Annotated in this window: 22 protein-coding genes; 9 read left to right on the top strand and 13 right to left on the bottom strand. The window is 72.7% G+C overall.

Annotation, left to right across the window (positions count from 1 at the left end):
- Positions 1 to 178: 178 nt before the first annotated feature.
- The 4 genes from BLW76_RS18450 to sigC form a co-directional block, all read right to left on the bottom strand.
- Positions 179 to 1,405, bottom strand: coding sequence for a PucR family transcriptional regulator (locus tag BLW76_RS18450; protein ID WP_091308896.1), 1,227 nt, complete (start codon positions 1,403 to 1,405; stop codon positions 179 to 181).
- 166 nt (positions 1,406 to 1,571) lie between these two features.
- A complete protein-coding gene (locus BLW76_RS18445) occupies positions 1,572 to 2,030 on the bottom strand; it encodes a (2Fe-2S)-binding protein (protein WP_091308895.1) in 459 nt (152 codons plus the stop codon).
- A gap of 11 nt (positions 2,031 to 2,041) precedes the next feature.
- Complete coding sequence (locus BLW76_RS18440) at positions 2,042 to 4,279, bottom strand: xanthine dehydrogenase family protein molybdopterin-binding subunit (protein ID WP_091308892.1); 2,238 nt, start codon at positions 4,277 to 4,279, stop codon at positions 2,042 to 2,044.
- 164 nt (positions 4,280 to 4,443) lie between these two features.
- Positions 4,444 to 4,995 (bottom strand): RNA polymerase sigma factor SigC, encoded by a 552-nt coding sequence (sigC, locus tag BLW76_RS18435; RefSeq protein ID WP_091319552.1) that lies wholly within the window; start codon positions 4,993 to 4,995, stop codon positions 4,444 to 4,446.
- Positions 4,996 to 5,053: 58 nt separating this feature from the next.
- Here sigC and BLW76_RS50425 point away from each other — a divergent pair, with 58 nt between their 5' ends.
- Entirely contained in the window at positions 5,054 to 5,740 is a 687-nt protein-coding gene (locus BLW76_RS50425; RefSeq protein WP_143060637.1) for a zf-HC2 domain-containing protein, read from the top strand.
- A gap of 11 nt (positions 5,741 to 5,751) precedes the next feature.
- Here BLW76_RS50425 and BLW76_RS18425 read toward each other — a convergent pair whose 3' ends face one another.
- Positions 5,752 to 6,234 carry a nuclear transport factor 2 family protein gene (locus tag BLW76_RS18425; RefSeq protein ID WP_091308890.1) on the bottom strand — a complete coding sequence of 161 codons (483 nt, stop codon included), beginning with the start codon at positions 6,232 to 6,234 and terminating at the stop codon, positions 5,752 to 5,754.
- Positions 6,235 to 6,302: 68 nt separating this feature from the next.
- On the opposite strand from BLW76_RS18425, the gene BLW76_RS18420 reads away from it, so the two are divergent.
- On the top strand, positions 6,303 to 6,926 hold the full coding sequence (locus BLW76_RS18420; protein WP_091308888.1) for a winged helix-turn-helix transcriptional regulator: 624 nt from the start codon (positions 6,303 to 6,305) through the stop codon (positions 6,924 to 6,926).
- Between the two features lie 4 nt (positions 6,927 to 6,930).
- Here BLW76_RS18420 and BLW76_RS18415 read toward each other — a convergent pair whose 3' ends face one another.
- Positions 6,931 to 7,671, bottom strand: a complete 741-nt coding sequence (locus tag BLW76_RS18415) for a DUF427 domain-containing protein (RefSeq protein ID WP_208613330.1) — start codon at positions 7,669 to 7,671, stop codon at positions 6,931 to 6,933.
- Positions 7,672 to 7,771: 100 nt separating this feature from the next.
- Here BLW76_RS18415 and BLW76_RS18410 point away from each other — a divergent pair, with 100 nt between their 5' ends.
- Positions 7,772 to 8,971 (top strand): ROK family transcriptional regulator, encoded by a 1,200-nt coding sequence (locus tag BLW76_RS18410; RefSeq protein WP_091308883.1) that lies wholly within the window; start codon positions 7,772 to 7,774, stop codon positions 8,969 to 8,971.
- Here BLW76_RS18410 and BLW76_RS18405 read toward each other — a convergent pair.
- Entirely contained in the window at positions 8,968 to 9,429 is a 462-nt protein-coding gene (locus BLW76_RS18405) for a pyridoxamine 5'-phosphate oxidase family protein (RefSeq protein WP_091308880.1), read from the bottom strand. The genes BLW76_RS18410 and BLW76_RS18405 overlap by 4 nt on opposite strands.
- Here BLW76_RS18405 and BLW76_RS18400 point away from each other — a divergent pair.
- A complete protein-coding gene (locus tag BLW76_RS18400) occupies positions 9,428 to 9,904 on the top strand; it encodes a MarR family winged helix-turn-helix transcriptional regulator (RefSeq protein WP_091308877.1) in 477 nt (158 codons plus the stop codon). The genes BLW76_RS18405 and BLW76_RS18400 overlap by 2 nt on opposite strands.
- Before the next feature lie 51 nt (positions 9,905 to 9,955).
- Positions 9,956 to 10,285: a nuclear transport factor 2 family protein gene (locus BLW76_RS18395; protein ID WP_091308875.1), complete on the top strand. Its 330-nt coding sequence runs from the start codon at positions 9,956 to 9,958 to the stop codon at positions 10,283 to 10,285.
- Here the strand turns inward: BLW76_RS18395 and BLW76_RS18390 are convergent.
- Positions 10,275 to 10,775, bottom strand: coding sequence for a PaaI family thioesterase (locus tag BLW76_RS18390; RefSeq protein WP_091308872.1), 501 nt, complete (start codon positions 10,773 to 10,775; stop codon positions 10,275 to 10,277). The genes BLW76_RS18395 and BLW76_RS18390 overlap by 11 nt on opposite strands.
- A gap of 123 nt (positions 10,776 to 10,898) precedes the next feature.
- Between BLW76_RS18390 and BLW76_RS18385 the strand changes: the two genes are divergently transcribed.
- Genes BLW76_RS18385 through BLW76_RS18375 form a run of 3 tightly spaced genes read left to right on the top strand, consistent with a single transcriptional unit; the run spans position 10,899 to position 14,398 of the window.
- Positions 10,899 to 11,258, top strand: a complete 360-nt coding sequence (locus BLW76_RS18385) for an ArsR/SmtB family transcription factor (RefSeq protein WP_091308869.1) — start codon at positions 10,899 to 10,901, stop codon at positions 11,256 to 11,258.
- Positions 11,259 to 11,267: 9 nt separating this feature from the next.
- The gene (locus BLW76_RS18380) at positions 11,268 to 11,999 is read left to right on the top strand and encodes an HAD family hydrolase (protein ID WP_091308866.1); all 732 of its coding nucleotides are present in this window, start codon (positions 11,268 to 11,270) and stop codon (positions 11,997 to 11,999) included.
- Positions 11,996 to 14,398, top strand: a complete 2,403-nt coding sequence (locus tag BLW76_RS18375; protein ID WP_091308865.1) for a glycoside hydrolase family 65 protein — start codon at positions 11,996 to 11,998, stop codon at positions 14,396 to 14,398. The genes BLW76_RS18380 and BLW76_RS18375 overlap by 4 nt, the downstream gene beginning before the upstream one ends.
- 69 nt (positions 14,399 to 14,467) lie before the next feature.
- Here BLW76_RS18375 and BLW76_RS18370 read toward each other — a convergent pair whose 3' ends face one another.
- Both BLW76_RS18370 and BLW76_RS18365 read right to left on the bottom strand, forming a co-directional pair.
- Entirely contained in the window at positions 14,468 to 14,650 is a 183-nt protein-coding gene (locus tag BLW76_RS18370) for a hypothetical protein (RefSeq protein WP_091308863.1), read from the bottom strand.
- 41 nt (positions 14,651 to 14,691) lie between these two features.
- Positions 14,692 to 15,624, bottom strand: coding sequence for a Ppx/GppA phosphatase family protein (locus BLW76_RS18365; RefSeq protein ID WP_208613329.1), 933 nt, complete (start codon positions 15,622 to 15,624; stop codon positions 14,692 to 14,694).
- A 255-nt stretch (positions 15,625 to 15,879) separates the two neighbouring features.
- On the opposite strand from BLW76_RS18365, the gene BLW76_RS18360 reads away from it, so the two are divergent.
- The gene (locus BLW76_RS18360; RefSeq protein WP_091308858.1) at positions 15,880 to 16,461 is read left to right on the top strand and encodes a class F sortase; all 582 of its coding nucleotides are present in this window, start codon (positions 15,880 to 15,882) and stop codon (positions 16,459 to 16,461) included.
- Positions 16,462 to 16,543: 82 nt separating this feature from the next.
- Here BLW76_RS18360 and BLW76_RS18355 read toward each other — a convergent pair whose 3' ends face one another.
- From BLW76_RS18355 to BLW76_RS18345, 3 genes are all read right to left on the bottom strand, one after another.
- Entirely contained in the window at positions 16,544 to 17,584 is a 1,041-nt protein-coding gene (locus tag BLW76_RS18355) for an LLM class F420-dependent oxidoreductase (RefSeq protein ID WP_091308856.1), read from the bottom strand.
- An 82-nt stretch (positions 17,585 to 17,666) separates the two neighbouring features.
- Positions 17,667 to 18,872 (bottom strand): fumarylacetoacetase, encoded by a 1,206-nt coding sequence (gene fahA / locus BLW76_RS18350; RefSeq protein WP_091308854.1) that lies wholly within the window; start codon positions 18,870 to 18,872, stop codon positions 17,667 to 17,669.
- 106 nt (positions 18,873 to 18,978) lie between these two features.
- Complete coding sequence (locus tag BLW76_RS18345) at positions 18,979 to 25,602, bottom strand: DUF885 domain-containing protein (RefSeq protein WP_091308851.1); 6,624 nt, start codon at positions 25,600 to 25,602, stop codon at positions 18,979 to 18,981.
- Positions 25,603 to 25,727: the final 125 nt, after the last annotated feature.

Genomic DNA, 25,727 nt, shown 5'->3' with positions numbered 1-25,727 from the left:
GTCACCACCAGGGCTCGCGAGGTGACCGAACGGCTCTGGGTGGACGACCTGCGCCCGGCTCCGGCCGGCCGGACGTGGGTGAAGTCGAGCGCGGAAGCGATCTCGCCGCGGGCGAGTTCGGCGGTACGGGCCCGGCGTGCGCTGACGAACTCCGGCGCGAGAGCTCGGCCCGGGCCGGCTACCGGCGCGGTGCCGGCAGGTGGGTCGCCTCCGGGAACAGGTTCAGGGCCCGCAGCGCCGCGCCCAGCTCGGCGATGTCCGCCGGGTTCGTCAGGGACCGGCCCAGTTCCTCCGTGATGCGCTTCAGGCGGTGGCGGATCGTGTTGGGGTGGCAGAACATCCGCTCCGATGTCAGCTTCGTCGAGCCCTGGCAGTCGAACCACGCGCGCAGCGTCAGCAGGAGCACGTTGCGGTCGTCGCCCGGGAGGTCGAGGACCGGCTGGAGGACGTGGTGGGCCAGCTGGACCGACGCCTCCGGAGCGCTCGCCACCAGCCCGGCCAGCGGGGACTCGGTGAACTGGACCAGGCCCGACGTCCCCGGCGTCATGCTCGACAGCGCCACCCGCGCCAGATGCAGCGCCCGGGCGGTGTTGCCGAGGCCGGTGAACACCGGGCTCATCCCGACCCGGCCCACCGGGTGCTCGCGCACCAACGAGACGATCGCCGATGCGGCGGCGGGATCGCGCAGGGAGACCACGCCGACCTGCAGGTCCGGGGTCAGGCGCCACGCCGACGCGTGCTGCAGGGCGCGCAAGCGGGCCTCGATCTGCGGCAGCGGTTCCTGGCCCAGCCGCGGGGTTTCCGCGGCGGCGACGACGAACGTGCCGTCCAGGGACAGGTCGAGCACGCGGGCGATGTCCCACAGCGCGCCCTCGGTCGCCGCGCCGCCCGCGAACAGGGCCTCCACCAGTGCCGAGCGGCGGTTCTGGTGGGCCACCATCACTTCCGCCGTCGTGTCGCGGTAGGCCGTCGTCAACGCCTCGGCGAGGTCGTCGATCAGGGCCCAGATCGCCGTCGTCGCCGCGACCAGCGCGGCCAGGTCCTGGGTGACCGCGGTCAGCTCCACGAACCGGTGCCACACCTCGGTCAGCCCGATCCGGTAGGCCCGCAGCAGCTCCGGCAGCGGCGCACCCTGCAGGGCCCGCGCCCGGCCGGTGACGCGGGCCTGCGACAGGTCCGGGACGTCCGAGCCGCGCAGCGTGCGCATCACGTGCTCGAGGTTGGCGCGCACCGAGTTCCGGAGCTCGGCGTGCGAAACGAACCGCGCGTCGGCGTACACGGGCATCTCGGCGAGGATCTGCCGCACGGTGCTGTCGATCAGCTCCGGCAGCTTCCGCTCGACCTCGGCGGCCAGCGAGGCGACCCGGGACGCGCGTCCGTCGGACAGAAGCGCCTGGTAGTGCATGGTGGCCTCCGGTCCCGGCCTCTTCGTCGAGGTCCGAGACCGACATCTAACCCGAACGAGGCCACCACGTTCGGGTGAACTTGCTACAGGAACCGCGAATGCGGAGGTTCTTTTGTCGAACCTCCGCATTCGCGGGCGGCACTTTCACGTGAAAGTGCCGCCCTGGTCAGGCCAGCTTGGCGGCCGCGCTCTTGATCGCCTCCCGGATCCGGAAGTACGTGCCGCAGCGGCACACGTTCTGGATGGCGTCGATGTCGGCGTCGGTCGGGTTCTTCGTCTTCTTCAGCAGCGCGACCGCCGCCATGATCTGACCCGGCTGGCAGTAGCCGCACTGGGCGACGTCCTGCTCCAGCCAGGCCTCCTGGACCGGGTGCAGCTCGTCGCCGTCGGCCAGGCCCTCGATCGTCGTGACCTCGCGCCCGGCGCACTCCGACACCGGCGTGACGCAGGGGTTGAACGCCTCGCCGTCGAGGTGGCTGGTGCAGGCCTTGCAGACGTTGATGCCGCAGCCGTACTTCGGCCCGCGGACCTTGAGCTTGTCGCGCAGCGCCCACAGCATCGGCAGGTCGGCGGGCGCGTCGACGGTGACGGATTGCCCGTTCACCACGAAGGTGTAGTTCGGCACGGTGACTCTCCTCAGCGCGGGAACGGGTCGAAGTCGACCGGGAAGGTGATCGGGAAGCTGCGGGGCTTGGTCCCGGTCGCCCGGGCGTAGGCGTTGGCGATCGCGCCGACCGGAGCCGGCAGGCCGAGCTCGCCCGCGCCGCCGATGTCCGACCCGTTGGCCGGCATGACGTGCACGGTGACGTCGGTCGGCGAGTTCTTCTGCCGCGCGTAGTGGAACTGCGAGTAGCTGCCCTCCAGCGGCAGGCCCTTGTCGATGTGCAGGCCCGCGGTGAGCGTCGTCGAAATCGCGTCGGTCAGGCCGCCGAGCATCTGCGCCTGGATCCCGCGCGGGTTCACCGGCTTGCCGACGTCGACCGCGATCGTCGCCTTCGTGACGCGCGGGTGCTTCGGGTCGCGCGCGTCCAGCTCGACCAGGCAGGCGGTGTAGGACTTGTACTCGCCGTGCACGGCGACGCCCTGCGCGAACCCGGCCGGCATCTTCTTGCCCCACTCGCCGAGTTCGGCGACCTTGTCGAGCACCGCGCGCTGCCGCGGCTCCTTGATGAACTCGCGCCGGAAGGCCACCGGGTCCTTGCCGAGCTTCTTCGCGATCTCGTCGACCATGATCTCTTCGGCGCCGCGGGTGTTCGCCGAGTAGACCGACCGCCACGCCGAGGTGTGGAACTTCAGCGGCACCTCGTTGAGCAGCTGCGTCGTGACGCCGAAGTTGTACGGCGACTTCACCGTCAGCAGGAACACCGTCTGCGCGAAGCTCAGGTTGCCGCCGACGGGCAGCTTCGCCGCGAACGCGGTGAGGATCTCGCCGAGCCCGTGGCTCCAGTCGGTTTCGACGCTCGCGACGCGGTGTTCGAACGTCAGCACCTGCCCGAGCGCGAAGGTCGCGCGGATCCGGTGGTAGCTCGCCGCGCGCGCCCGGCCGTGGCGCATGTCGTCGATCCGGCTCCACATCAGCCGCACCGGCTTCTTCATCGCCTTCGAGATGTGCGCGGCTTCGAGCGCGGCGTCGAAGAACAGCCGCCGCCCGAAGGACCCACCGCCCTGCTGGACGTGCACGGTGACCTTGTTCTCCGGCAGCCCCAGCTCCTGCGCGATGGTCTGCTTGGCCACGATCGGCGACTTGAGCCCGGCCCAGATGGTCGCGCTGTCCTCGCGGACGTCCGCGACGGCGGAGTTCGACTCCATCGGCGCGTGGCCGGCGAAGGCGAAGTCGAACTCGCCGTCGACGTACTGGGTCAGCAGCGGCGGCACCACGAACGGCAGCGCCGCGGCCCGCAGCTTCTTCTTGATCGTCTCGTCGTCCTCGCCGTCGACCGTGCCCGGCCCCCAGGTGACGTCGAGGGCGTTCTTCCCGTCGAGGGCCTGGCCGAACGTCTCCGCCATCACCGCGACCCCGGTCTTCACGACGGCGATGTCGATGATCCCCGGCATGGCCCGGACGGCGGCTTCGTTGTTGACCTTCTTCACGGTGCCGTTGATCGTCGGCGGGCGCCGCACCATCACCGGGTTCGCGCCGGGGACGTCGAGGTCGAGCGTGTAGACCTGCTTCCCGGTGACCATCGCGCGGGCGTCCTGGCGCGACGTCGGCGTCCCGACGAGCGTGTGCGCCGACTCGGCCTTCGGCGCGATGGCCCCGGTGGCCAGGTCCGTCCGCGACGCCGGCCCGGCGAGGGTGCCGTAGGAGGCGCTGCGCCCGTCGGGCGCCCACACCGCACCGTCGCGTGTGGACAGTCGTGACGCGTCGGTCCCCCACCGCGCCCCGGCCGCGGCGACCATCCGGGCGCGCGCGGTCGCCGCGGTGGCGCGGACCGGGTCGTAGAGCGAGCGCATCGTGTTCGACCCACCGGTGAGCTGGTTGAACAGCAGCTCGGTGCGGGCGTCGGAGAGAACGACGTCGACCCGGTCGAGCGGCAGGTCCAGCTCTTCGGCGACGAGCATCGCCGTCGCCGTCGTGATGCCCTGGCCGACCTCGGCGCGCGGCAGCTGCAGCCGCGCCCGGCCGTCGGCGGTCAGTTCGAGCACGAGCATCCCGGCGGTCGGCGCGCACGACAGCGTCAGGACGTCGCCGAGGTCGAGGATCTCCGCCGGCTGCGGCAGGGTCGGGACGACGGCTTCGGCACTGGCCGGGGCGACGGCGTCGGCGGTGAGCTTGGTGGCGACGGTGAGCGTGGGCGCGGCGACCAGGTAGGTCAGGAAACGGCGGCGGCCGACCTGCCCGGGCTCGGGTGGTTCGGTGGTGGGACGGGCCATCGGGAATCCCTTGCTGGGTGGTGGCGGGGTGCGCGCCACGCTAAGGACCCCCGCGAGGTGCGTCAACGCGGAGTAGTCGGGTTCGCGCATCTCTGTGACGAGATGACAGCGAAAGCCGCCGAATGTGTGCGCCGCCACAGCGCCGGACGGCCCAGCGGGCCGGTTCAGCCGGCCCCGCGGGCGCGCCGGGCCTGGATGAGGTCCTCCCGGGCGCGGGCGACGCGCGAGCGGACGGTGCCGACCGGGCAGCCGCAGACGTCGGCCGCCTCGGCGTAGGAAAGACCGAGGACCTGGGTCAGCACGAGCACCTCGCGCCGGTCCGGCTCCAGCCCGTCGAGCAGCAGGCGGAGTTCGACGAGGTCCTCGAAGCCCGCCGCCGGATCGCGGGTGCGCTCGGCGGCGGCTTCCCAGTCGGTGTCGGCGATCTTGGGCCGCGCGCCGGCGGCCCGGAGCTGGTCGACGACCACCCGGCGTGCGATCGACAGCAGCCAGGTCCGCGACGACGAACGCCCGGCGAAGCGGCGAAGGCTGCCGAAGGCGCGAAGGTACGTCTCCTGGGTGAGGTCGTCGGCCGCGGCGGTGTCGGTGAGGTGGGCGAGGAACCGCCAGACGTCGGCCTGGGTGGCGCGGACCCACGCTTCCAGGGCACGCCGATCGCCGCGGCCGGCGGAGAGGGCCAGGGCCGTGACGCGGTCGTCGTCCTCACGGTGGGTCATGATCCGGAACATAGCAGTGACCGGGAACTTTTCGGATCCGCCGTCCGACTAGTGGACCATGAGGTGCGAGGACTGCCGCGAAGCTCTGTCGGCGCGACTGGACGGCGAGGCCGAACCGGTGTCGCCCGACGAGCACCTGGCGACCTGCGCGGAGTGCCGGGCGTGGTTCGCCGGCGCCGAACGGCTGCGACGCACGATGCTGCTGCGCCCGGCCCCGCCGGTGCCGGACCTGACCGCGGCGATCCTCGAGCGCACGCCGGCGCCGAGCGGTGAGCGCTGGGGACGCCGGATCGCGCTGGCGGTGGTGGCGATCGGTCAGCTCGGGCTGGCGTTCGCGCAGCTGATCGACACGGCTCACGGTGGCATCCATGTCGGCCACGAAAGCGGCGCGTGGAACCTGGCGGTGGGCATCGGCCTGCTGACGGCGGCCCTCCTCCCCCGCACGGCGGGCGGCCAGCTGCCGTTGCTGACGGGGTTCGTCGGGGTCCTGCTGGTGTTGTCGGCGGGCGACCTGGCGGCGGGCCAGGTGACGCTGTCCCGCCTGGCGACCCACCTGCTCGTGGTGCTCGGGCTGGCGTTGCTGTACGCGGTGCACCGGGGCCACCGCGACGCGGGCACCCCGCTCCCGGCGGCCACGGCCGACGACGGCGCGGCGACGTCCGGGTCCACTGTGGACGCCCCGGCGACGGGCCGGCCGCGCCCCCGCCCGTTCCGGCGGCAGGCACACGGCCGGCACGCGGCCTGAGGCATAGGGCGTTATACGAGCTTCGGGGCCACCCGGTCGGCCGCGCGCAGCACGAAGGCGAGCGGCCGGGTGGCGAGCGCGACGAGCGCTCCGGTGAGACGTCCGCGCCGCCGCGCCGCCACGCGCGGCGGGAGCGCCGAGAACAGTGTCGCGAGGCTCGGGAGCGGACGGGCGTACACCTTGCACTCGACGATCCGGCCCTGCTCGTCGACGCGGATCACGTTCACGGCTTCGAGTTCGACGCCGCGGACGCGCGCACGGAACGTGAACGAGCCCGTGTCGCCGCACACGAGCGGTTCGGTGGTTTCGAGATCCGCCAGGACGGCGAAGATGTCCCGGTGCAGGGCCGCGACCTCGGCCTTGCCCTCGAAGCGGAGCCGCGCCGAGATCGGCGAGTGGAAGACGACGTCGGGCGCCAGCAGTTCGGCGACCGCGTCGGCGTCGCCGCGCTCTCCGGCGGTGCGCAGGGCGGTGATCGCCGGGAGAACGGTCATGACGGCTCCTCAAGATCGGCTGCACTTGATATAGTCAAGCGGACTTGCGATTGTCAAGTGGAGGGACCATGAGCCGGAGCTACGGTCAGTACTGCGGACTCGCCCGGGCGCTCGACGTCGTGGGCGACCGGTGGAACCTGCTCGTCGTCCGCCAGTTGCTCATCGGGCCAGCGCGGTACCGGCAGCTGCTCGACGGGCTCCCCGGCGTGGCCACCAACCTGCTGGCCGACCGGCTCCGCGACCTCGAGCACGCCGGCGTGGTCGAGCGACGGCCGGCCGCGGAAGGCAACGGGATCGTGTACGCCCTCACGCCCTGGGGTGCCGGGCTGCGCGAACCGGTCGAAGGTCTCGTCCGCTGGTCGGCGCCGCTGATGGTGCGCGGCCCCGGAAACGACCGGTTCCGCGGCGAATGGCTCGTCGTCGCCCTCCCGGCCCTGCTCGGCGGCCGGGTGACCGCGCGACGGCAGGCGACGGTCGGCATCGCGGTCGACGACCAGCTCGTCCAGGTCCGGGCCACGCGCTCGGGCGTCGAGGTGGGCCGGCACGACGGACGCGCGCTCGACGCCGTCGTGCGGGCCGGCGCCGCCCTCGTGCTCGGCCTGGCCGCGGGCGTGCTCGCCTTCGACGAGACCGAGGCCGCACTCGACATCGAAGGCGACGAGGCGGCCGTGCGAGCCGTCTTCGGCGCCTGAAGGCCTACGCGAACTTCGTCTTCGGGCGGTCCTGCCGCACCCCGTCGACGTACACGTCCACCTTCTCGTCGAGGAACGCCACCAGCCCGGCGGCCCGGATGCTCTCGGGCAGCGGTGTCGGGTAGCTCCAGGCGAGGTCCGCGTGCCCGGCCACGTCGAAGTGCTCGGCCGCGCCCTTGTACGGGCAGTGCGTCACCGTGTCGATCCGGGAAAGCAGGTCCATCCGGACGTCCACGCGGGGCAGGTAGTAGCGGGTCGGCAGGCCGGTCTCGAACAGCAGGTGCGGCCGCACCGAGTCGGCGACCGTGACGCCGTCGACCTCGATCCGGACGTGGCGGGAGCTCGGCAGGACGTCGACGCGGACGCCCGGGTCGCGCGGGTGCGTGAAGATCTGCTCGTCCTCTTCGAACCAGTCGAACGCGGAGAACTCGAAGCGGACGTGGCCGCGGAGCTCCTCGATCGGCGAATCCGGGTACTCCAGCGCGCCGTCCACCGCCTCGGCTCCGGCACCCTTTATCGTCGACAGAACAGCTTCTCCGCGGCTCGGCGAGTGCGCCGTCCGGCCGGAGGGGACGAGAACACCGCTCACGACGTCCGCGCGCGGGATGTAGTACGTGGGGTAGTACGGAACTTCCCACACCAGGAGGGGGTGCACCGTGTCCGCGACGACCTGCCCGCCGAGGAACACCCGTACCCGCTTCGCGCCGCTTGCCACGCGGACCCGGCCGCGTCCCGGAGTGCTCATGCACCGGTCAACGGGCCGCGAAGTGCGGGTATTCCGGCGGGCACGGGGGTCGGGCGGCTAGCGTGGCAGGCAGCACGAGGACGACAGGAGGCGGGCACGGGTGGCCGGCGTAGAAGTTCCCACGGTCGGTACCCCCGCCGGGATGCGCAAGATCAACCAGCGGGCGGTGCTCGACCTGCTGCGCCGCGGCGGGCCGGCGACCCGGCCGCAGGTCGCGAAGGACACCGGGCTGTCGAAGCCGACGGTCAGCCAGGCGCTGCTGGCGCTGGAGGCGGCCGGCCTGGCGCGGCCGACCGGGCAGACGTCCACCGGCACCGGGCGCTCGGCCGTGCTGTACGAGGCCGATCCCACCGCGGGGTACGTGCTGGGCGTCGACATCGGCCGCGAGCACCTGCGGGTCGCGGTGTCGGACCTCGGCCGCGTGGTCGTGGCGCGCCGCGACGAGCGCAACACCGCGCGCTCCGGCGCGGCGCTGGTGACGGCGGTCGGGAAGATCGCGGCGGCGGCGATCGCGGAGGCCGGGCTGTCGGCGGGCGACATCGTTGTCCGCGTGGTCGGCTCCCCCGGCGTCGCCGATCCGGAGAAGCGGTGCTTCCGGCACGCGCCGAACCTGCCGGGCTGGGGCCGCGCGGGGCTGATCGACGACCTCGAAGCGGTGCTAGGGCCGGACCTGATGGTGGAGAACGACGCGAACCTCACCGCCGTCGGCGAGTGGGAGAGCGGGGCCGCGCGCGGCGCGTCGGTGTTCGGCTGCATCACGATCGGCACCGGCGTCGGCATGGGCCTGATGGTCGACGGCCGGGTGTTCCGCGGCGCGACCGGCGCGGCGGGCGAGATCGGCTACCTCCCGTACGGCCGCACGCGCGCGGCCGACGAACCCGGCACCCCGCCCGCCCGCGGCCACCTCGAGGAGGCGACGGCGGCGCAGTCGGTCGTCCAGGGCGCCCGCGAACTCGGCCTGGGCACGGCGAAATCGGCCCGCGAGGTGTTCCGCCTGGCCCGCGAGGGCGACGAGCTGGCCCGCCGCGCCGTGGAGACGGAAGCCGACCGCCTGGCGTACACGGTGGCCTCGGTGGCGGCGGTGATCGACCCGGAGCTGATCGTCCTGGGCGGCGGCATGGGCACGGCGGCCGACCTGCTGCTGGAGCCGATCGACCGGGCGCTGCGCGCGTTCACGCCGTTGGTGCCCAAGGTGGTCCAGGGCGAGCTGGGCGAGGACGCGGTGCTGACCGGCGCGATCAGCGTGGGCCTGCGGGCGGCCGAAGGCCTGGTGTTCGACCGCCGGGTGGGTGCCGCCTAAGCCGCTCGCCAGGCTTCGCCGCCGGTCGAAATCCGCCAGGGTGTCAGGCGCAGCACCGTGATCTTCGGGTCGCGGTGGTCCGCGCCGCCGAGGATCTTCGGGTCGTAGCCCAGCGGCTCCGGTGTCGACGCGAAGAGGTCCCACAGGTCCTTGCGCGCCGCCTCGTCGTCCTCGAACTCCGCGCGGCACTCCGCCACCGCCACCTCGTGCTGCGGGTCCCAGTACGAGCACGACACGTACGGCGACGCCGCCAGGTGCGCGAGCTTCAGCGGTGTCGGCCGGGTGAACAGCCGTCCGGTCAGGCCGTCCGGCGTCTGTTCCCAGATCGGGTGGACGACCCGGGACCGCGGCCTTCCCCGCCGGTCGACGGTCACCAGCGTGCACCAGACGATCCGGTGCGCCACGCGCACGAACGCGTCCGCCAGCTCGGCGGGCACTCTGCTAGATTCCACAACCATGGTTGTGGATCCTAGCACGCTCGACCTCTCCTTGACGGCCCTCTTCGCGGGCTGGGCGATGACCGACGAGGTCCAGCGGCGGCTCACCGAGCAGGGCTTCGGCGACCTCCGCTTCAACGACGGCGTCGTGATCCAGCACGTCCTGGCCGCGCCGCTGTCCATCACCGCACTGGCCGAGCGGATGGCCGTGACCCAGCAGGCCGCGTCGAAGGCCGTGGCGGACCTCGAACGCCGGGGGCTGCTGCGCCGCGAAGCCGACCCTGCCGACGCGCGCACGAAACTGCTGCACCTGACCGAGCACGCACTGGCCGCCGTCACGGCCACCCGCGTGCTGCGGTGCGAACTCCAGGAGGAAATCGAGGCGGAGTACGGCACCGAGCGGGCCGAAGACGCACGGAACCTCCTGGCGGCGGTCATCGGCCGGTACGGCGGCGGCGACGCGATCCGCGCCCGACGGGTCCGGCCGCCGCGCTGATTACCTCCCGCGTAATCGACGTCCGGTGTGCCGGGGAGCAGCATCGGCGGCATGAGCGAAGCCGCGAAGAACCGCATGATCGTCCTCGCCTGCCTGGAGAACCTGTTCGTGCACAAGGACTTCGACACCGCGAAGGCCGCACTGCACCCCGACTTCGTCACCCACAGCCCGGGCCTGCCCTCTGGCCGGGAGGCGTTCACCGACGCCGTGAAGAACTCGCCGCTGGCCGGCGCGACCGCCGTGATCCGGCACGTCGTCGCCGAGGACGACCTCGTCGTCGCGCACCTGCACGTGGCCGGGATGGCGGTCGTCGACATCCTGCGCGTCGAGGACGGCCTGCTCGTCGAGCACTGGGACGTCAAGCAGCCGATCAGCGGGTGATGACGCAGGTCCCCGACGCCGTGGCCAGCAGCTTGCCCTCGGCGTCGCGGATCTCCCCCTCCGCGAACGCGATCCGGGACCCCTCCTTCACGACGCGGCCCGTCGCGCGGATTTCGCCGCGGCCGGCGTGGATCGCGCGCAGGTAGCTCACCTTGAGCTCCACCGACGCGTAGCCGACGCCGGCCGGGAGTGTCGTGTGGACCGCGCAGCCGACCACCGAGTCCAGCATCGTCGCCGCCACGCCGCCGTGGACCATGCCGATCGGGTTGTACAGGGACTCGTCCGGTTCGGCGACCGCGACGACCTCGCCGGGTTTGATGCTTTCCCAGCGCATGCCGAAGTGCGCCGCGATCGGGGCCGGCGGGACGCTGCCGTCGGCGATCGCCCGCATGTACTCCAGGCCGGACATCGTGGCGCCCAGCCGAGCCGCTTCCAGGGGGTCCTGCCACGTGATGGTCTTCGAACGGACCTGGGCTTCGACGTCGGTCATCCGGGCTCCTCGACTATGACAGCTGTCTTAATCCCAGGGTCGCCCGCGGGACGACGAGCGTCAAGCACCGCGTGACCCAGGCCACCGGTGGTCGGCCCGCGACCGGGGTGGAATCATCCGGGGGTGGACACCGACCGCAAGCTGATCGACCCGGAACGCGTCGCGGCGGCGGTCGACGGTCTGGGCGACCGCGCCGTCATCGACGAATGGGCCCGGCGCTTCTCCGTGGTCGCCGACCCCTCGCGGCTCGCCCTGCTGGTCTGCATCCACTACGCCCGCGAGATCAGCGTCACCGACCTCGCCGCGGCCACCGGCATGACCGACACCGCGGTGTCGCAGGCCCTGCGGCTGCTGCGGGCCCACGGCCTGGTCACACCGCAACGCACCGGCCGTGTGGTGCGCTACCGGCTGGCGGACGCGACCGTGCACGAACTCATTCACCGAGTTCGGCCACACGCCGCGAACGACCGCGAACACCGGTAGCGTGCGGGCATGACGGGATTGCCCGAGACCATCACCGCCTGCTTGTTCGACCTCGACGGAGTGCTGACCGGCACGGCGATCCTCCACCGCGAGGCCTGGAAACGGACGTTCGACGAGTTCCTCCGCGCCCGTGACGGCGCCGGGTTCGCGGAGTTCACCGACCACGACTACGCGGCTTTCGTGGACGGCCGCCCGCGCGCCGACGGCGTGCGGGAGTTCCTGCGGTCACGGGGGATCGTGCTGCCCGAGGGCACCCCGGACGACCCGGTGGACGCCCCCACCGTCAACGGCGTCGGCAACCGCAAGAACGAACTGGTCCTCAAGATCATCGACGAGCGCGGGGTCAACCCCTACCCCGGTTCGGTGCGCTACCTCCAGGCCGTCAAGGCCGCCGGCCTGCGCATCGCCGTCGTGACGTCGTCGGCCAACGGCGCCAAGGTGCTCGACGGCGCCGAGCTGAGCCAGTACGTCGAGGCCCGCATCGACGGCATCGTGATCCGCGAACAGCACCTGAAGGGCAAGCCGGCGCCGGACTCGTTCCTGGCCGGCGCCGCGGCGCTCGGCGTCGAACCCGCGCACGCGGCCGTCTTCGAGGACGCCCAGTCCGGCGTCCAGGCCGGCAAGGCCGGCGGCTTCGGGTACGTCGTGGGCGTGAACCGGGCCGACCAGGCCGCGGAACTGCGGGCGCACGGCGCCGACATCGTCGTCGACGACCTGGCCGACCTCCTGGAGGACCGATGACCGAACCGCACGGCTACGAGTGCGCGCCCTGGGCCCTGCGGTGGCGCGGCATGGACGTCGACGCCCTGCAGCGCACCGAATCGGCGTTCGCGGTGTCCAACGGCCACATCGGCCTGCGCGGCACCCTCGAGGAGGCCGAGCCGCGCGGGCTGCCCGGCACGTACCTGAACGGCTTCTACGAGCAGCACGAACTCCCCTACGCCGAAGCGGGCTACGGCTACCCCGAAGAGGGCCAGACGGTCGTCAACGTCACCGACGGCAAGATCATCCGGCTGCTCGTCGAGGACGAACCGCTCGACATGCGCTACGGCGCGGCCACCGCACACGACCGCGTCCTCGACTTCCGCAAGGGCACGCTGAGCCGGACCACGGAATGGTCGTCGCCGACCGGGCGGCGGGTCCGCGTGCGCACCGAGCGGCTGGTGTCGTTCACCCAGCGCGCGATCGCCGCGATCCGCTACGAGGTCGAGCCGCTCGACGAGGACCTGCAGCTGGTCGTCCAGTCCGACCTGCTGGCCAACGAGCCGATCGAGTCCGACACCAGCGACCCGCGGGTCGCCGCCGCGCTGGAATCCCCGCTGGTGGGCCAGTTCCACCGCGCGTCGGAGTACAACGCCGTGCTGGTGCACCAGACCCGCCGGTCCGGACTGCGGATGGCCGCGGCGATGGACCACAAGATCGAGGTGGACGACGGGATCCGCGCCCGCATCCACGCCGAGGAGGACCTCGCCCGGCTGACCGTCGCGGTCGACGTGCCGAAGGGCGGGCGGCTGTGGATCACCAAGTTCCTCGCCTACGGCTGGTCGGCGCAGCGCTCGGTGCCGGCGCTGCGTTCGCAGGTCGAGGCGGCGCTGGCCGGCGCCCGCCAGACGGGCTGGAAGGGCCTGCTCACCGAGCAGCGCGAGTTCCTCGACGACTATTGGCGGACGTCGGACATCGAGATCGAGGGCGATCCCGAGCTGCAGCAGGCCGTCCGGTTCGCCCTCTTCCACATCCTGCAGGCCGGGGCCCGCGGGGAAAGCCGCGCGATCGCCGGCAAGGGGCTGACCGGGCCCGGCTACGACGGGCACGCCTTCTGGGACACCGAATCCTTCGTCCTGCCGGTGCTCACCTACACGATCCCCGACGCGGCGCGCGACGCGCTGCGCTGGCGTCACTCCACAATGGACAAGGCGCGGGAACGCGCGCACCAGCTGGGGTTGCGCGGCGCGGCGTTCCCGTGGCGGTCGATCAACGGCGCCGAGTGCTCGGCGTACTGGCCGGCCGGCACGGCGGCGTTCCACGTCAGCGCGGACATCGCCGACGCCGTCGTGCGCTACCTCAACGCGACCGGCGACGAGCAGTTCGAACGCGACTACGGCACCGAACTGCTGCTGGAAACCGCGCGGCTGTGGGCGTCACTGGGCCACCACGACCGGCACGGCACCTTCCGCATCGACGGCGTCACCGGCCCGGACGAGTACTCGGCCGTGGCGGACAACAACGTCTACACGAACCTGATGGCGCGGCGGAACCTGCAGGCGGCGGCGGAATCGTGCGAGCGGCACCCCGACGTGGCGGCACGCTTCGGCGTCGACACCGTCGAGCTGGACTCCTGGCGCGCGGCCGCCGCGGCGATGTTCCTGCCCTACGACGCCGAACTCGGCGTGCACCCGCAGTCGGAGGGGTTCCTCGACCACGACGAGTGGGACTACGAGAACACCGACCAGGCGCACTACCCGCTGCTGCTGCACTACCCGTACTTCGACCTGTACCGCAAGCAGGTCGTGAAGCAGGCGGACCTGGTGCTGGCGCTGCACCTGTGCGGCGATTCCTTCAGCCAGGAGGAGAAGGCCCGCAACTTCGCCTACTACGAAGCACGGACCGTGCGCGATTCCTCGCTGTCGGCCGGGACGCAGGCGGTCATCGCGGCCGAGGTCGGCCACCTCGAGCTGGCGTACGACTACCTCGCCGAAGCGGCGCTGACCGACCTGCACGACGTGCACAACAACGTCCGCAACGGCCTGCACATGGCGTCGCTGGCCGGGGCGTGGCAGGGCGCGGTGGCCGGGTTCGGCGGGCTGCGCGACCACGGCGGGACGCTCGCGTTCGCGCCACGGCTGCCCGCGCAGCTGGGCCGGATCACCTTCCGGCTGATGTTCCGCGGCACCCGGTTCCAGGTCGAGATCGACCCCGACCAGGCCACCTACCACGTGCTCGACGGCGAGCCGATCGACGTGCTGCACCACGGCGAGCGCATCACGCTCACCCCGGAGCCGCAGCGGTTCGCGATCCCGAAGATCGACGCGGGCGAGCCGCCGAAGCAGCCGCCGGGCCGCGCCCCCATGCGGCGCGACTCGGAAAAGGTGCGTCAGTACGCGGAGCCGTCGAACCCGATCACTGAGAGTTATTCTGGTTAGGCCGCCGCCTCCACCGCGGAACCGCAGGTCGCCGCCGAAGTCATGCGGCGGCCGACGGCTGAATAACTCTCACTGAGGAAGGTCGCTAGCGGCCTCTCGTCCGGGTGGGGCCGGGATCTCCTCGGTCCCGCCCGGGCTCACGTCCGGGTCCGGGGCGGTGGGCACGTCGTGGGTCAGCTTGCCCGGCGTCGGGAGCTTCGGGAGCTCTTCGTCTTCGTCGTCACGGCCGTGGAGGCGCTGCTGCTCGCTCATGCTTTCCGGAATACCCGGTTTTCCCGGTCAGGGCCAGCGGATCAGGCCGCGCGCCTGCCCGCCGCCTTGTCCTGGAGGGTGAGCAGCAGGCCGTCGCGGGTGGACCAGGGGCAGATCGTCACCTTGCCGCCGGCGACGGTCAGCAGCGCTTCCGCGACGATCGCGCCGGCCAGGGCCTGGTGGGCGCGGCTGCGGGAAATGCCCGGCAGCTCGGCGCGCTTCGACGGCGGCAGCGCGGCGAGCCGCGGGATCCACGCGCGGAGGTCGTCGAGCCGCAGTTCCTTGCACTTGCCCGGCCGGGCGCCGGCCAGCCGCGCGAGCTGCTGCAGCACCTTCGAGCAGCCGACGACCCGCGGGTCGTCGACGTCGGCGGCGCCCAGCGTGGTGGTGACGACGTCGAGCGCGTGCGCGCGCAGCGCCTTGACCTGCTTGTTCGACACGCGCTCGGACGGCAGCCAGTCCCGTGTCATCGAGCGGGCCCCCAGCGGCAGCGAGCGCGCGAAGGTGGCTTTTTCGCCGGAGCCGGCGGCCAGTTCGACCGTGCCGCCGCCGATGTCGAGCACCAGCATCGGCCCCGGCTCGGCGGCGTACCAGCGCCGGGCGGCGAGGTAGGTCAGCTCGGCCTCGCAGCGGCCGGAGAGGAACCGCAGCTCGACCCCGGTTTCGCCGGCGACGTGCCGGACGACGTCCGCCGCGTTGGCCGCGTCCCGGATCGAGGAGGTCGCGAGCGGGTAGACGTCGCTGACGCCGTGGCGGTACGCCGTGGTCATGCCCGCGGCGACGGCGGCCGTGACGGCGTCGATGCCGCGGTCGGAGAGGCGGCCGCGGACGTCGAGCTCGCGGTCCAGGCGCAGCCGCGTCTGGTGGTTGACCAGCGGTTCCCGGGGTGAGCCGTCGACCGGCACCACCACGAGCCGGGCACTGAACGAACCGACGTCCAGCACGCCCACCGCGGGCTCTTCCCTTTTTCGCACTGCTCGCCGCACCTCACTTCCGCCTGGTGAATATCCCAGTTCCCCGGATCGAAACCAGCAATGATGTCCGAACTCACGCCGTTTCGCCGGACATTTCCGCGATTGCCGCCCTCCGGGGGCGTGTTTCTGACGCGAAGGTCACAGTGAGATAACCCGATCGAGTGAACCAGGGTACAACTGGACACGATTCGGTAACGCCAGGCAGCGTCCGGCGATTGATCGGACATCGGAACCGGCGTGGAGCAGGGGAAAGAGATGCAACGGCCCGAGCGCTTCGTGCGGCCGGCCGCCGTCATGCTCGCGGTCGTGGCCGGGCTCGGGTGCGTCCTGCTCGGCGTCACGTCGGTGCTCGCGCCGGCCCCGCCGGCCGCCGCGAACAACGAGGCACGGCCCGCCGCCGCCCCGCCGGCCGCGTTGCTGATCCCCGACCTCGGCCTGGAGCTGAACCACGTGGTGGCCCTCGGCGTCACCCCGGGCGGCCGTCGCGAGCAGCCGGGAACGGCCCGCGGCGTCGGCTGGTTCGCCGACGGCCCGGCCCCGGGCACCCCGGGCGTGGCGGTGCTGTCGGCGCACTCGGCCTTCGGGTATTCGCCGGGCGCGTTCGCGTTCCTGGGCCGGCTCAAGCCGGGCGCGACGGTCACGGTCCGCGACGCCGAGGGCCGGCAGCTTCGGTTCACGGTCCGCAAGACGGCGGTGTTCCCGGCGGACGAGCCGGACGGCACGCTGGTGGCCCCGGAGGGCCCGGGCCCGGAGCTGCGGCTGATCACGAGCGACGGGACCTACGACAGCACGGGCCTCAGCGACACGCGCGTGGCGGTCTACGCGACACCGGCCTAGCGGTCTGCCGCGGCTGGTCGTGAATGAAAAGGCGGGTGAGAACGCGCCTTTTCACTCACGACCGCCGGGTCGGGTGGCGTGGTCAGCCGATCAGCTCGCGCAGCTGGGACACCGCCGCCACCCGGGCTTCCCGGCCCGGCTGCAGCGGGTTCACGATCAGCGTCGTCGCGCCGGCCTCGGCGAAGGCCGCCACGCGCTCCTTCACGTAGCCGGCCGGGCCGACCAGGGAGATCGCGCGCAGCAGCTCGAGCGGGACCGCCGCGGCCGCCTCCTCCTTCTTGCCGTCCAGGTACAGGTCCTGGATCAGCTTCGCCTCGGCCTCGTAGCCGTAGCGGCACGCGAGCTCGTTGTAGAAGTTCTTGCCCCGCGCGCCCATCCCGCCGACGTACAGCGCCACCATCGGCCGCATGTGGTCGAGCAGCGGTTCGACGTCGTCGCCGATCGCCAACGCGGTCATGACGAACGTGTCCAGCTCGCCCAGCGCCGGGTCACGCTTGGCCTTGCCCTCGGCCAGAGACGCGCCCCAGACGTCGGCCGCCTTCTCCGGGTGGAAGAAGATCGGCTGCCAGCCCTCGGCGATCTCGGCCGTCAGCGCGACGTTCTTCGGCCCGATCGAGGCCAGCAGCACCGGGATCCGCTCCCGGACCGGGTGGTTGATCAGCTTGAGCGGCTTGCCGAGGCCGGTGCCCTGCTCCGGCGGCAGCGGGATCGTGTAGTGCTTGCCCTCGTGCACCACGCGCTCGCGGCGCCACACCTGGCGGCAGACGTCGACGATCTCGCGGGTGCGGCCCAGCGGCGCGTCGTACTTCACGCCGTGGAACCCCTCGATGACCTGCGGGCCGGACGCCCCGAGCCCGAGGATGAACCGCCCGTCGGAGACGAAGTCGAGGCCGGCCGCGGTCATCGCGGTGAGCGTCGGCGTGCGGGTGTAGATCTGGAAGATCCCGGACGCCAGCTGGACGCGCTCGGTCTTCGCGGCCAGGTAGCCGAGCTGGCTGACCGCGTCGAACGAGTACGCCTCCGGCACGAAGACGACGTCGAGGCCGGCCTTCTCCAGTTCGACGACGTCGGCGACGCTTTCGGCGAAGCCGCCGGAGTAGCTGATCCCGGTCCCGATCTTCATGGGCATCCTCCCGTGGTGAGCAAGCGCTTAGTCGCAGGTCATTATGCGCGCTGCCCGGCCCCTGCGGATATGGGCACCGCCACTATCCACCCGCGACCACCGTCCCCCGCACGTCACCGAAGCCGATGCGGGTGCCGCCCGGGCCGGGCGCGGTCGCGCCGATGACCACCTCGTCGCCGTCCTCGAGGAACGTCCGCGTCACGCCGCCCGGCAGTTCGAGGGGCTCCCGGCCGCCCCAGGACAGCTCCAGGAACGAGCCGCGCTGGTCGCGCTCCGGGCCGGTGACCGTGCCCGAGGCGAACAGGTCGCCGGTGCGCAGGCTCGCGCCGTTGACCGTCATGTGCGCGAGCTGCTGCGGGGCCGTCCAGTACTGGGTCGCGAACGGCGGGCTCGACACCAGGTGGCCGTTGAGCCGGATCTCCATGGCCAGGTCGAGCCCCCACTTTTCGGAGGTGCGCAGGTACTCGAACGGCTCCGGGTCCTGCGGCGGCCCGTCGACGCGCGCGTGTTCGAGGGCGGCCAGCGGGACGATCCACGGCGAAACCGACGTCGCGAACGACTTGCCGAGGAACGGGCCCAGCGGCTGGTACTCCCAGGCCTGGATGTCGCGCGCCGACCAGTCGTTGACGAGGCAGACGCCGAACACGTGGTCGGCGAAGTCCGCTGTGGACACTCGGGTGCCCGGGGTACCGACGACGAACCCGACCTCCGCCTCGATGTCCAGCCGCTGCGACGGGCCGAACGAGGGCGCGTCGGCGTTGCGGGGCTTGCGCTGCCCGTGCGGCCGGACGATGGGCGTGCCGGACGCGACGACGGTGCCGGCCCGGCCGTGGTAGCCGATCGGCAGGTGCTTCCAGTTGGGCGGGAGCTCGGTGGCGTCCGGGCGGAAGATCTTGCCGGCGTTGAGGGCGTGGTGCTCGCTGGAGTAGAAGTCGACGTAGTCGGCGACCTCGACCGCGAGATGGGTGGTGACCTCGGCCAGCGGCACCAGGTGCGGCCGGAGCTGATCGGCGTAGCGGGGTTCGGTGAGCCATTCGGTGAGGCTCTCGCGGACTTCGCGCCAGGTGCCGGGCCCGGCGGCCAGCAGCGGGTTGAGCACCCCGGCGGTGAGCAGCGGCGCGAAGGAAGCGGCGGTTTCGGCGGCCGCGGCGGTCAGGTCGAGCACCTGATCGCCGACGGGCACCCCGACCCGCCGCTCGGGCGCACCACCGACGGAGAAGACGCCATAGGGCAGGTTCGCGAGACCGAACGGCGTGTCGTCGGCAAGTTCGAGCCAGGTCACGTGCACTCCTCATCCGGGGCGGCTGGCGCCGCCACGACCAAACTTCGCCGCCGACCGCCCGCGCCACCGACCGGACCCGCCGGCGCCGCACGCCCTCCGGCGCGTCTTCGCGTCACTTGACGTCCTTCGCGGCGCGGGTCGCCACCCAATCCGCCACCACGTCCGCCAAGACCGGGAGTGGCAGGGTTCCGCTGCCCAGCACCGTGTCGTGGAACTCGCGGATGTCGAACCGCTCGCCCAGCTCGCGCTCGGCCTCGGCTCGGAGGCGCTCGATCTCCAGGCGGCCCACCATGTACCCCAGCGCCTGCGCGGGGTGGCCGGCGTAGCGGTCGATCTCCGCCTCGATCTCGATCTGGGCCATCGGCGTGTTCGCGACCAGGTAGTCGACCGCCTGCCGGCGGCTCCAGCCCAGGGCGTGCAGCCCGGTGTCCACCACCAGGCGCGCTGCGCGCATCGAGTCCTGCGTCAGCAGGCCCAGGCGGGCCGTGCTGTCCGAATACAGGCCCATCTCGTCCGCCAGGCGCTCGGCGTAGAGGCCCCAGCCCTCGCAGAACGCGGTGAAGATGCCGATCCGGCGCAGCACCGGCACGTCCGTCAGCTGCTGGGCCAGCGTCAGCTGGAAGTGGTGCCCGGGGACGGCTTCGTGGAACGCCACCGCCTCCCCCAGCGTCCGCTGCCGCTGCTCCGCCTCGCACGTGTTGGCGTAGTACGTGCCCGGCCGCGAGCCGTCCAGGGACGGCTCGATGTAGTACGCGATCAGGCCGGAGTCGGCGTCCGCGTTCGGTACCGGGGCGACCGCGCACCGCTGCTCCGGGACACGCGAGAACCACTGCGGCGCCACGGCTTCCGCCCGCGTGATCGTCGCCCGGGCAGCGGCCAGCAGCTCCTCGCCGTCGCGCCAGCGCAGGGCCGGGTCCGTGCGGATCCGCTCGAAGATCTCCGCGAGGTCCGTCGTGCCGAACAGCTCGGCGCCCAGCTCGCGGTACTCCCCCGCCAGCCGCTCGATGATCGCCAGGCCCGTGTCGTGCAGGTCCTGCGGGGTGCGCTCGGTCGTCGTCTCGGCCCGGATCAGTGCCGCGTAACGCTCCGGCCCGCCCGGCAGGTCGCCGAGGCCCGGCGACGTCTCGGGCCTGCCCACCGGGACGACCTCCTCGGCCAGGAAGTCGCGGTACCGCCCGTACGCCGGCCGCACCACCTCGGCCAGCAGCCGGTCGCGCTCGGCTTCGAGGCCGTGGACCGGGACCTTCAGCGGGTCCTTGTCCGGGTCGGCGAGGTACCGCTCGACGTAGCCGACGCCGGCGCGGGCCAGGAACGCCGGCGGCGTCAGGCCGGCGACGAGCGCGGCCCGCTGCCGCTCGATCAGCTGGTCGAGGTACGTGCCGATCGCGGCCAGCCTGCTCAGGTAGCCACGGGCCTTGGCCTCGTCGTCGACGATCGTCTGCGGCAGCAGCATCAGCAGCTCGAGGGCCGGCGCGGCCAGCTCGTCGCTCACCGCGATGTCGGCCCGGCCGGAGTCCAGCACGTCGATCAGGGTGCGCGCGTGCCACTTCACGACGTCCCGGGTGACGCGTTCCTCCTGCGTCAGCGTCGCCGCGTCGATCGCCCCCGCCCGGGCGACGATCCCGGCGAACCCGGCGCGGTGACGGGCGGCGGCCTCGGCGGACTGGTCGGCGAGCTTGTCGTGCGTGCCCGGCAGCCCGTACAGAGACGGGAACAGCGGCTGCGCCTCGAACATCAGCTCCAGGCACTCGTCGGCGAGCTTGTCGGGGGTGTCACGGCGCTGCGCCACCCACTCGGCGACGACGCCGGCCAGCACCGGCAGCGGCAGGGTGCCGCTGCCCAGCACGACGTCGTGGAACTCGCGGACGTCGAACGCCGCGCCCAGCGCCTGCTCGGCCTCGGCCCGCAGCCGCTCGATCTCCAGGCGGCCCACCATGTACCCCAGCGCCTGGCCCGGGTCGGCGGTGTACCGGTCGATCTCCGCCTCGATCTCCAGCAACGCCATCGGCGTGTGCTCGGCGAGGTAGTCGACCGCCTGCTGCCGGCTCCAGCCGAGCGCGTGCAGCCCGGTGTCGACGACCAGCCGGCCCGCCCGCATCGAATCCTGGGTCAGCATGCCCAGCCGCGCGACGTCGTCGGAGTACAGCCCCATCTCGTCGGCCAGCCGCTCGGCGTACAGGCCCCAGCCCTCGCCGTAGGCGTTGACGTGCAGGATCCGGCGCAGCAGCGGCAGATCGGTGAGGCCCTGGGCGAGGCACAGCTGGAAGTGGTGCCCCGGCACGGCTTCGTGGAACGCGATCGCCTCGCTGGCGAACCGCGGCCGCTTCTCCGCCTCGTGCGTGTTCGCGTAGTACGTGCCCGGCCGTGTGCCGTCGAGCGACGGCCGCAGGTAGTACGCGATCGTGCCGCTCGCCGCGTCGGCCGGCGGCACCGGCGCGACCTGGCACTTCTGGGTGGGCACCCGCGAAAACCACTGGCCGGCCACGGCTTCCGCGCGGGTGATGGCGGCCCGGGCCCCGGCCAGCAGCTCCTCGCCGTCCCGCCAGCGCAGCGCCGGGTCCGTGCGGATCCGGTCGAAGATCTCGCCGAGATCGGTGGTGCCGAACAGCTTCCCGCCCAGCTCGCGGTACTCGCCGGCGAGCTTCTCGATCAGCGCGAGCCCGGTTTCGTGCAGCTCCCCCGCCGTGCGGTCGGTGGTCGTTTCGGCGCGGATCAGGGCGGCGTACCGCTCCTGGCCGTCCGGCAGGGCGCCGATGCCCGGCGACGTCTCGGGCCGGGCCACCGGCGCGAGTTCATCGGCCAGGAAGTCACGGTAGCGCCGGTACGCCGGCCGGACGACCTCGGCGAGCAGGCGATCGCGTTCGGTCTCGAAGCCTTCGAGCGCATACGCCGGGGTGACCCGCAGCGGGTCGTTCTCGGGCGCCCCGAGGTAGCGGTCGACGTACTCGACGCCGACGCGCACCAGGAAGCCCGGCGGCACCCGCCCCTCGCTCGCAGCGGCGCGCTGCCGCTCGACCAGCGCGTCGAGATATTCGCCCATTCCGGCGAGCCGGGCGAGGTAGCCGCGCGCCTTCGGCTCGTCGTCGAGCACCGTCTGCGGCAGGTAGAGCAGCAGCTGCAGCGCGGGCGCGCCGAGCCCGTCGCTGACCGAGATGTCGGCGCGGCCGGAGTCGATCTCGTCGATGGCCGCTTTCGCCTGGGAGAGCACGACTTCGCGGGTGACGCGCTCGTCGGCGGGCAGCCCGGTGGTGTCGAGGGCTTCGGCGCGCGCGGCGATCGCCGCGTAGCCGGCGCGCAACCGGGCTTCGGCTTCCGCACCGGGATCGGGCAGCCGGCCGTGGTCGCCGGGCAGGCCGTACAGCGACGGCAACAGCGGCTGCCGCTCGAAGTCCAGCGCGAGCAGCTCGTCGGCCAGCCTGCCGGGCGTGTCGAGCTGCCCGGCCACCCAGTCCCCGACCACCTTCGCCAGCGCGGAGAGCGGCAGCATGCCGTGCCCCAGCACGACTTCGTGGAAGCCGCGGATGTCGAACGCCTCGCCCAGCGCCTGCTCGGCTTCGGCGCGCAGCCGCTGGATCTCCAGCCGGCCCACCATGTAGCCCAGCGCCTGCGCCGGCCAGCCGATGTACCGGTCGATCTCCGCTTCGATCTCCAGCCGCGCCATCGGCGTGTGGTCGACCAGGAAGTCGATCGCCTGCTGCCGGCTCCAGCCCAGTGCGTGCAGCCCGGTGTCGACGACCAGCCGGCCCGCCCGCATCGAATCCTGCGTGAGCATGCCCAGCCGCGCGACGTCGTCGGAGTACAGCCCCATCTCGTCGGCGAGCCGCTCGGCGTAGAGGCCCCAGCCTTCGGCGTAGGCGTTGAACATGCCGATCCGCCGCAGCAGCGGCAGGTCACGCAGTTCCTGCGCCAGGCTGAGCTGGAAGTGGTGCCCCGGCACGGCTTCGTGGAACGCGATCGCCTCGCTGGTGAACCGCGGCCGCTTCTCCGCCTCGTGCGTGTTCGCGTAGTACGTGCCCGGCCGTGTGCCGTCGAGCGACGGCTGAAGGTAGTACGCGATGGTGCCGCTCGCCGCGTCGGCCTCCGGGACCGGCGCGACCTCGCACTTCTCCGCCGGGATGCGCGAGAACCACCGCGGCGCGACGGCTTCGGCGCGGGCGATGGCGTCCCGGGCCGCCGACAGCAGCTCCTCGCCGTCCCGCCAGCGCAGCGCCGGATCGGTGCGCAGGCGCTCGAAGATCTCCGGCAGCTCGGTGGTGCCGAACACCTTCGCGCCCAGCTCGCGGTACTCCGCCCCGAGCCGCTCGATCAGCGCCAGACCGGTTTCGTGCAGCTCCTGTGCGGTGCGCTCGGTGGTCGTCTCGGCGCGGATCAGGGCGGCGTACCGCTCGGCGCCGCCCGGCAGGTGGGAGATGCCCGGGGCGGTGTCGGGCCGCCCGGCCGGCTCGACCTCCGTGCGCAGGAAGTCCCGGTAGCGCGCGTACGCCGGGTGGACGACCTCGGCGAGCAGCCTGTCGCGCTCGGCTTCGAAGCCCTCGACCGCCGCGGTCGTGCCCACCTTCAGCGGGTCGCCCTCCGGCGCGCCGAGGTAGCGGTCGATGTACTCGACGCCGACGCGGGCGAGGTACGCCGGCGGTACCAGCCCTTCGGCCAGGCTTTCGCGCTGGCGCTCGGTGAGCTCGGCGAGGAACGGCTCGATCGCGGCGAGCCGGGCCAGGTAGCCGCGCGCCTTCTTTTCGTCGTCGAGCTTGTAGTACGGCAGGTACATCAGCAGCCCGAGCGCGGGCGCGGTGAGCCCGTCGCTGACCGCGATGTCCGCGGCCCGCGCGCCGAGCCTGTCGGCCTCGACCTCGGCGGAGGCGATCACGACCTCGCGCGTGACGGCTTCGTCCGGCGTCAGGCCTTCGGTGGCCAGCGCCCGCGCGCGGGCGGCCAGATCCGTGTACGCGGCGCGGAACCGCTCCTGCGCCGCCCGGCTCTGGTCACCGAGCCGGTCGTGGTCGGCGGGCAGGCCGAGGACCGACGGGTGCAGCGGCTCCTGCTCGAACGACAGCTCGACGAGCTCGTTGGCCAGGCCGTCGACGGTGTCGCCGTGCCCGGCCACCCACTCGTCGACGACGGTGGCGAGGACCGACAGCGGCAGCTGGCCGCCGGCCAGCACGAGGTCGTGGAACGCGCGGACGTCGAACCGCGAGCCGAGCCGCTGCTCGGCGCGGGCCCGGGCGCGCTGGATCTCCCGCCGCCCCACCATGTACCCGAGCGCCTGGCCCGGCCAGGCGATGTAGCGGTCGACCTCGGATTCGATCTCCGCGCGCGCCTCGGGCGTGTGCTCCAGCAGGTAGTCGACGGCCTGCTGCCGGCTCCACCCGAGCGCGTGCAGCCCGGTGTCGACGACCAGCCGGCCCGCCCGCAGCGAATCGCCGGCCAGCATGCCGAGCCGGGCGACGTCGTCGGAGTAGAGCCCCATCTCTTCGGCGAGGCGCTCGCTGTAGAGCCCCCAGCCCTCGACGTAGGCGTTGAACATGCCGATGCGGCGCAGCAGCGGCAGCTCGGTGAGCCCTTGGGCGATGCTGATCTGGAAGTGGTGCCCCGGCACGGCTTCGTGGAACGCGGTGGTCTCGGCCATGTGCCGCAGCCGCTCGGTGGCTTCGTGGGTGTTCGCGAAGTAGATCCCCGGCCGGGACCCGTCGGCGGCCGCGCGCAGGTAGTAGGCCGCGGGCGCGCCGGGGGCGACCTCCGACGGCACCGCCTCGACCGTGCACTGCTGCTCCGGGATCCGGCCGAACCACTTCGGGGCCTCCGCGGTGGCACGGGCGACGGCCGTGCGGGCGGTCTCGAGCAGCTCTTCGGCACTGCGCCAGCGCAGGTCCGGGTCGGTACGCAGGCGGCGGAAGATCTCGGCGAGGTCGTCGGTGCCGAACACCTTCTGCCCCAGCTCGCGGTACTCGACGGCGAGCGAGGCGATGGTGTCGAGGCCGATCCGGTGCAGCTCTTCCGGGGTGAGGTCGGTGGTCGTGTGCGTGCGCGCCAGGCGGGCGTAGGTCTCCGCGCCGCCGGGCAGCCACGGCAGGCCGGGCCGGTCGGCGGGCCGCCCGTGCGGCTTGACCTCGGTGACCAGGAATTCGCGGTACTCGGCGAAGGCCGGCCGGACGACGTCGGCGAGCAGCTCCTCGCGCCGCCGCTCGAACTCTTCGTCCGGCGCGGGCTGGCGGCGCAGCGGGTCGGCGTCGGGCTCGGCGAGGTAGCGGTCGAGGTGCGCGACCGCGGCGTCGACCAGGTGGGCCACCGGCAGCAGGCCGGCGGCGATGCCTTCGGCGTGCCGCCGCGCGGCCTGGCGCAGGTGGCCGGGGACCGCGGCCAGCCGGCCGAGCTGGGCCTCGGCGGCCTCGCCCGCCGTCACGGTCGTCATCGGCAGCGTCATGAGGAGGCCGGCCGCGGGCCCGATCGACAGGTCGGTGACCGTGAACTCGGTCATCCGGCTGTCGATCGCCGCGATGCGGTTTTCCGCCGTGGTGATGAGGACCTCGCGGGTGAGACGGTCCTCGGCGGTGTCCGCCTCCAGTGCGCGGGCGCGTTCGAGGAACGCCGCGAGCCGGGCCCGGAACGCCTGCTCGGCCTCGGCGGACACGTCCGCCAGCCCGGGCTCCGCCGGCCGGATGCCCAGCAGCGCGGGCGTCAGCGGATCGGCGGCGAACAGCGCTTCGACGAACTCGTCGGCGAGTTCGGTGACCGCGGTCATGGCAGGACCCCCAGCTTCGACTGTTGTGCTCCCGGCCGACCCTAACGGAGATCACCGACAGAAACGGCGGACCGTTCGCCCGGGGCGGACGGCCTGCGGCACCGCGGAACGGCGAGGCGGTAGCG

It is taken from the genome of Amycolatopsis tolypomycina, from assembly GCF_900105945.1.
GTDB classification, from domain to species: Bacteria; Actinomycetota; Actinomycetes; order Mycobacteriales; family Pseudonocardiaceae; genus Amycolatopsis; species Amycolatopsis tolypomycina.
Note: the sequence above shows the minus strand (reverse complement) of the source record. Positions and strands in the feature narration are given on the sequence as shown.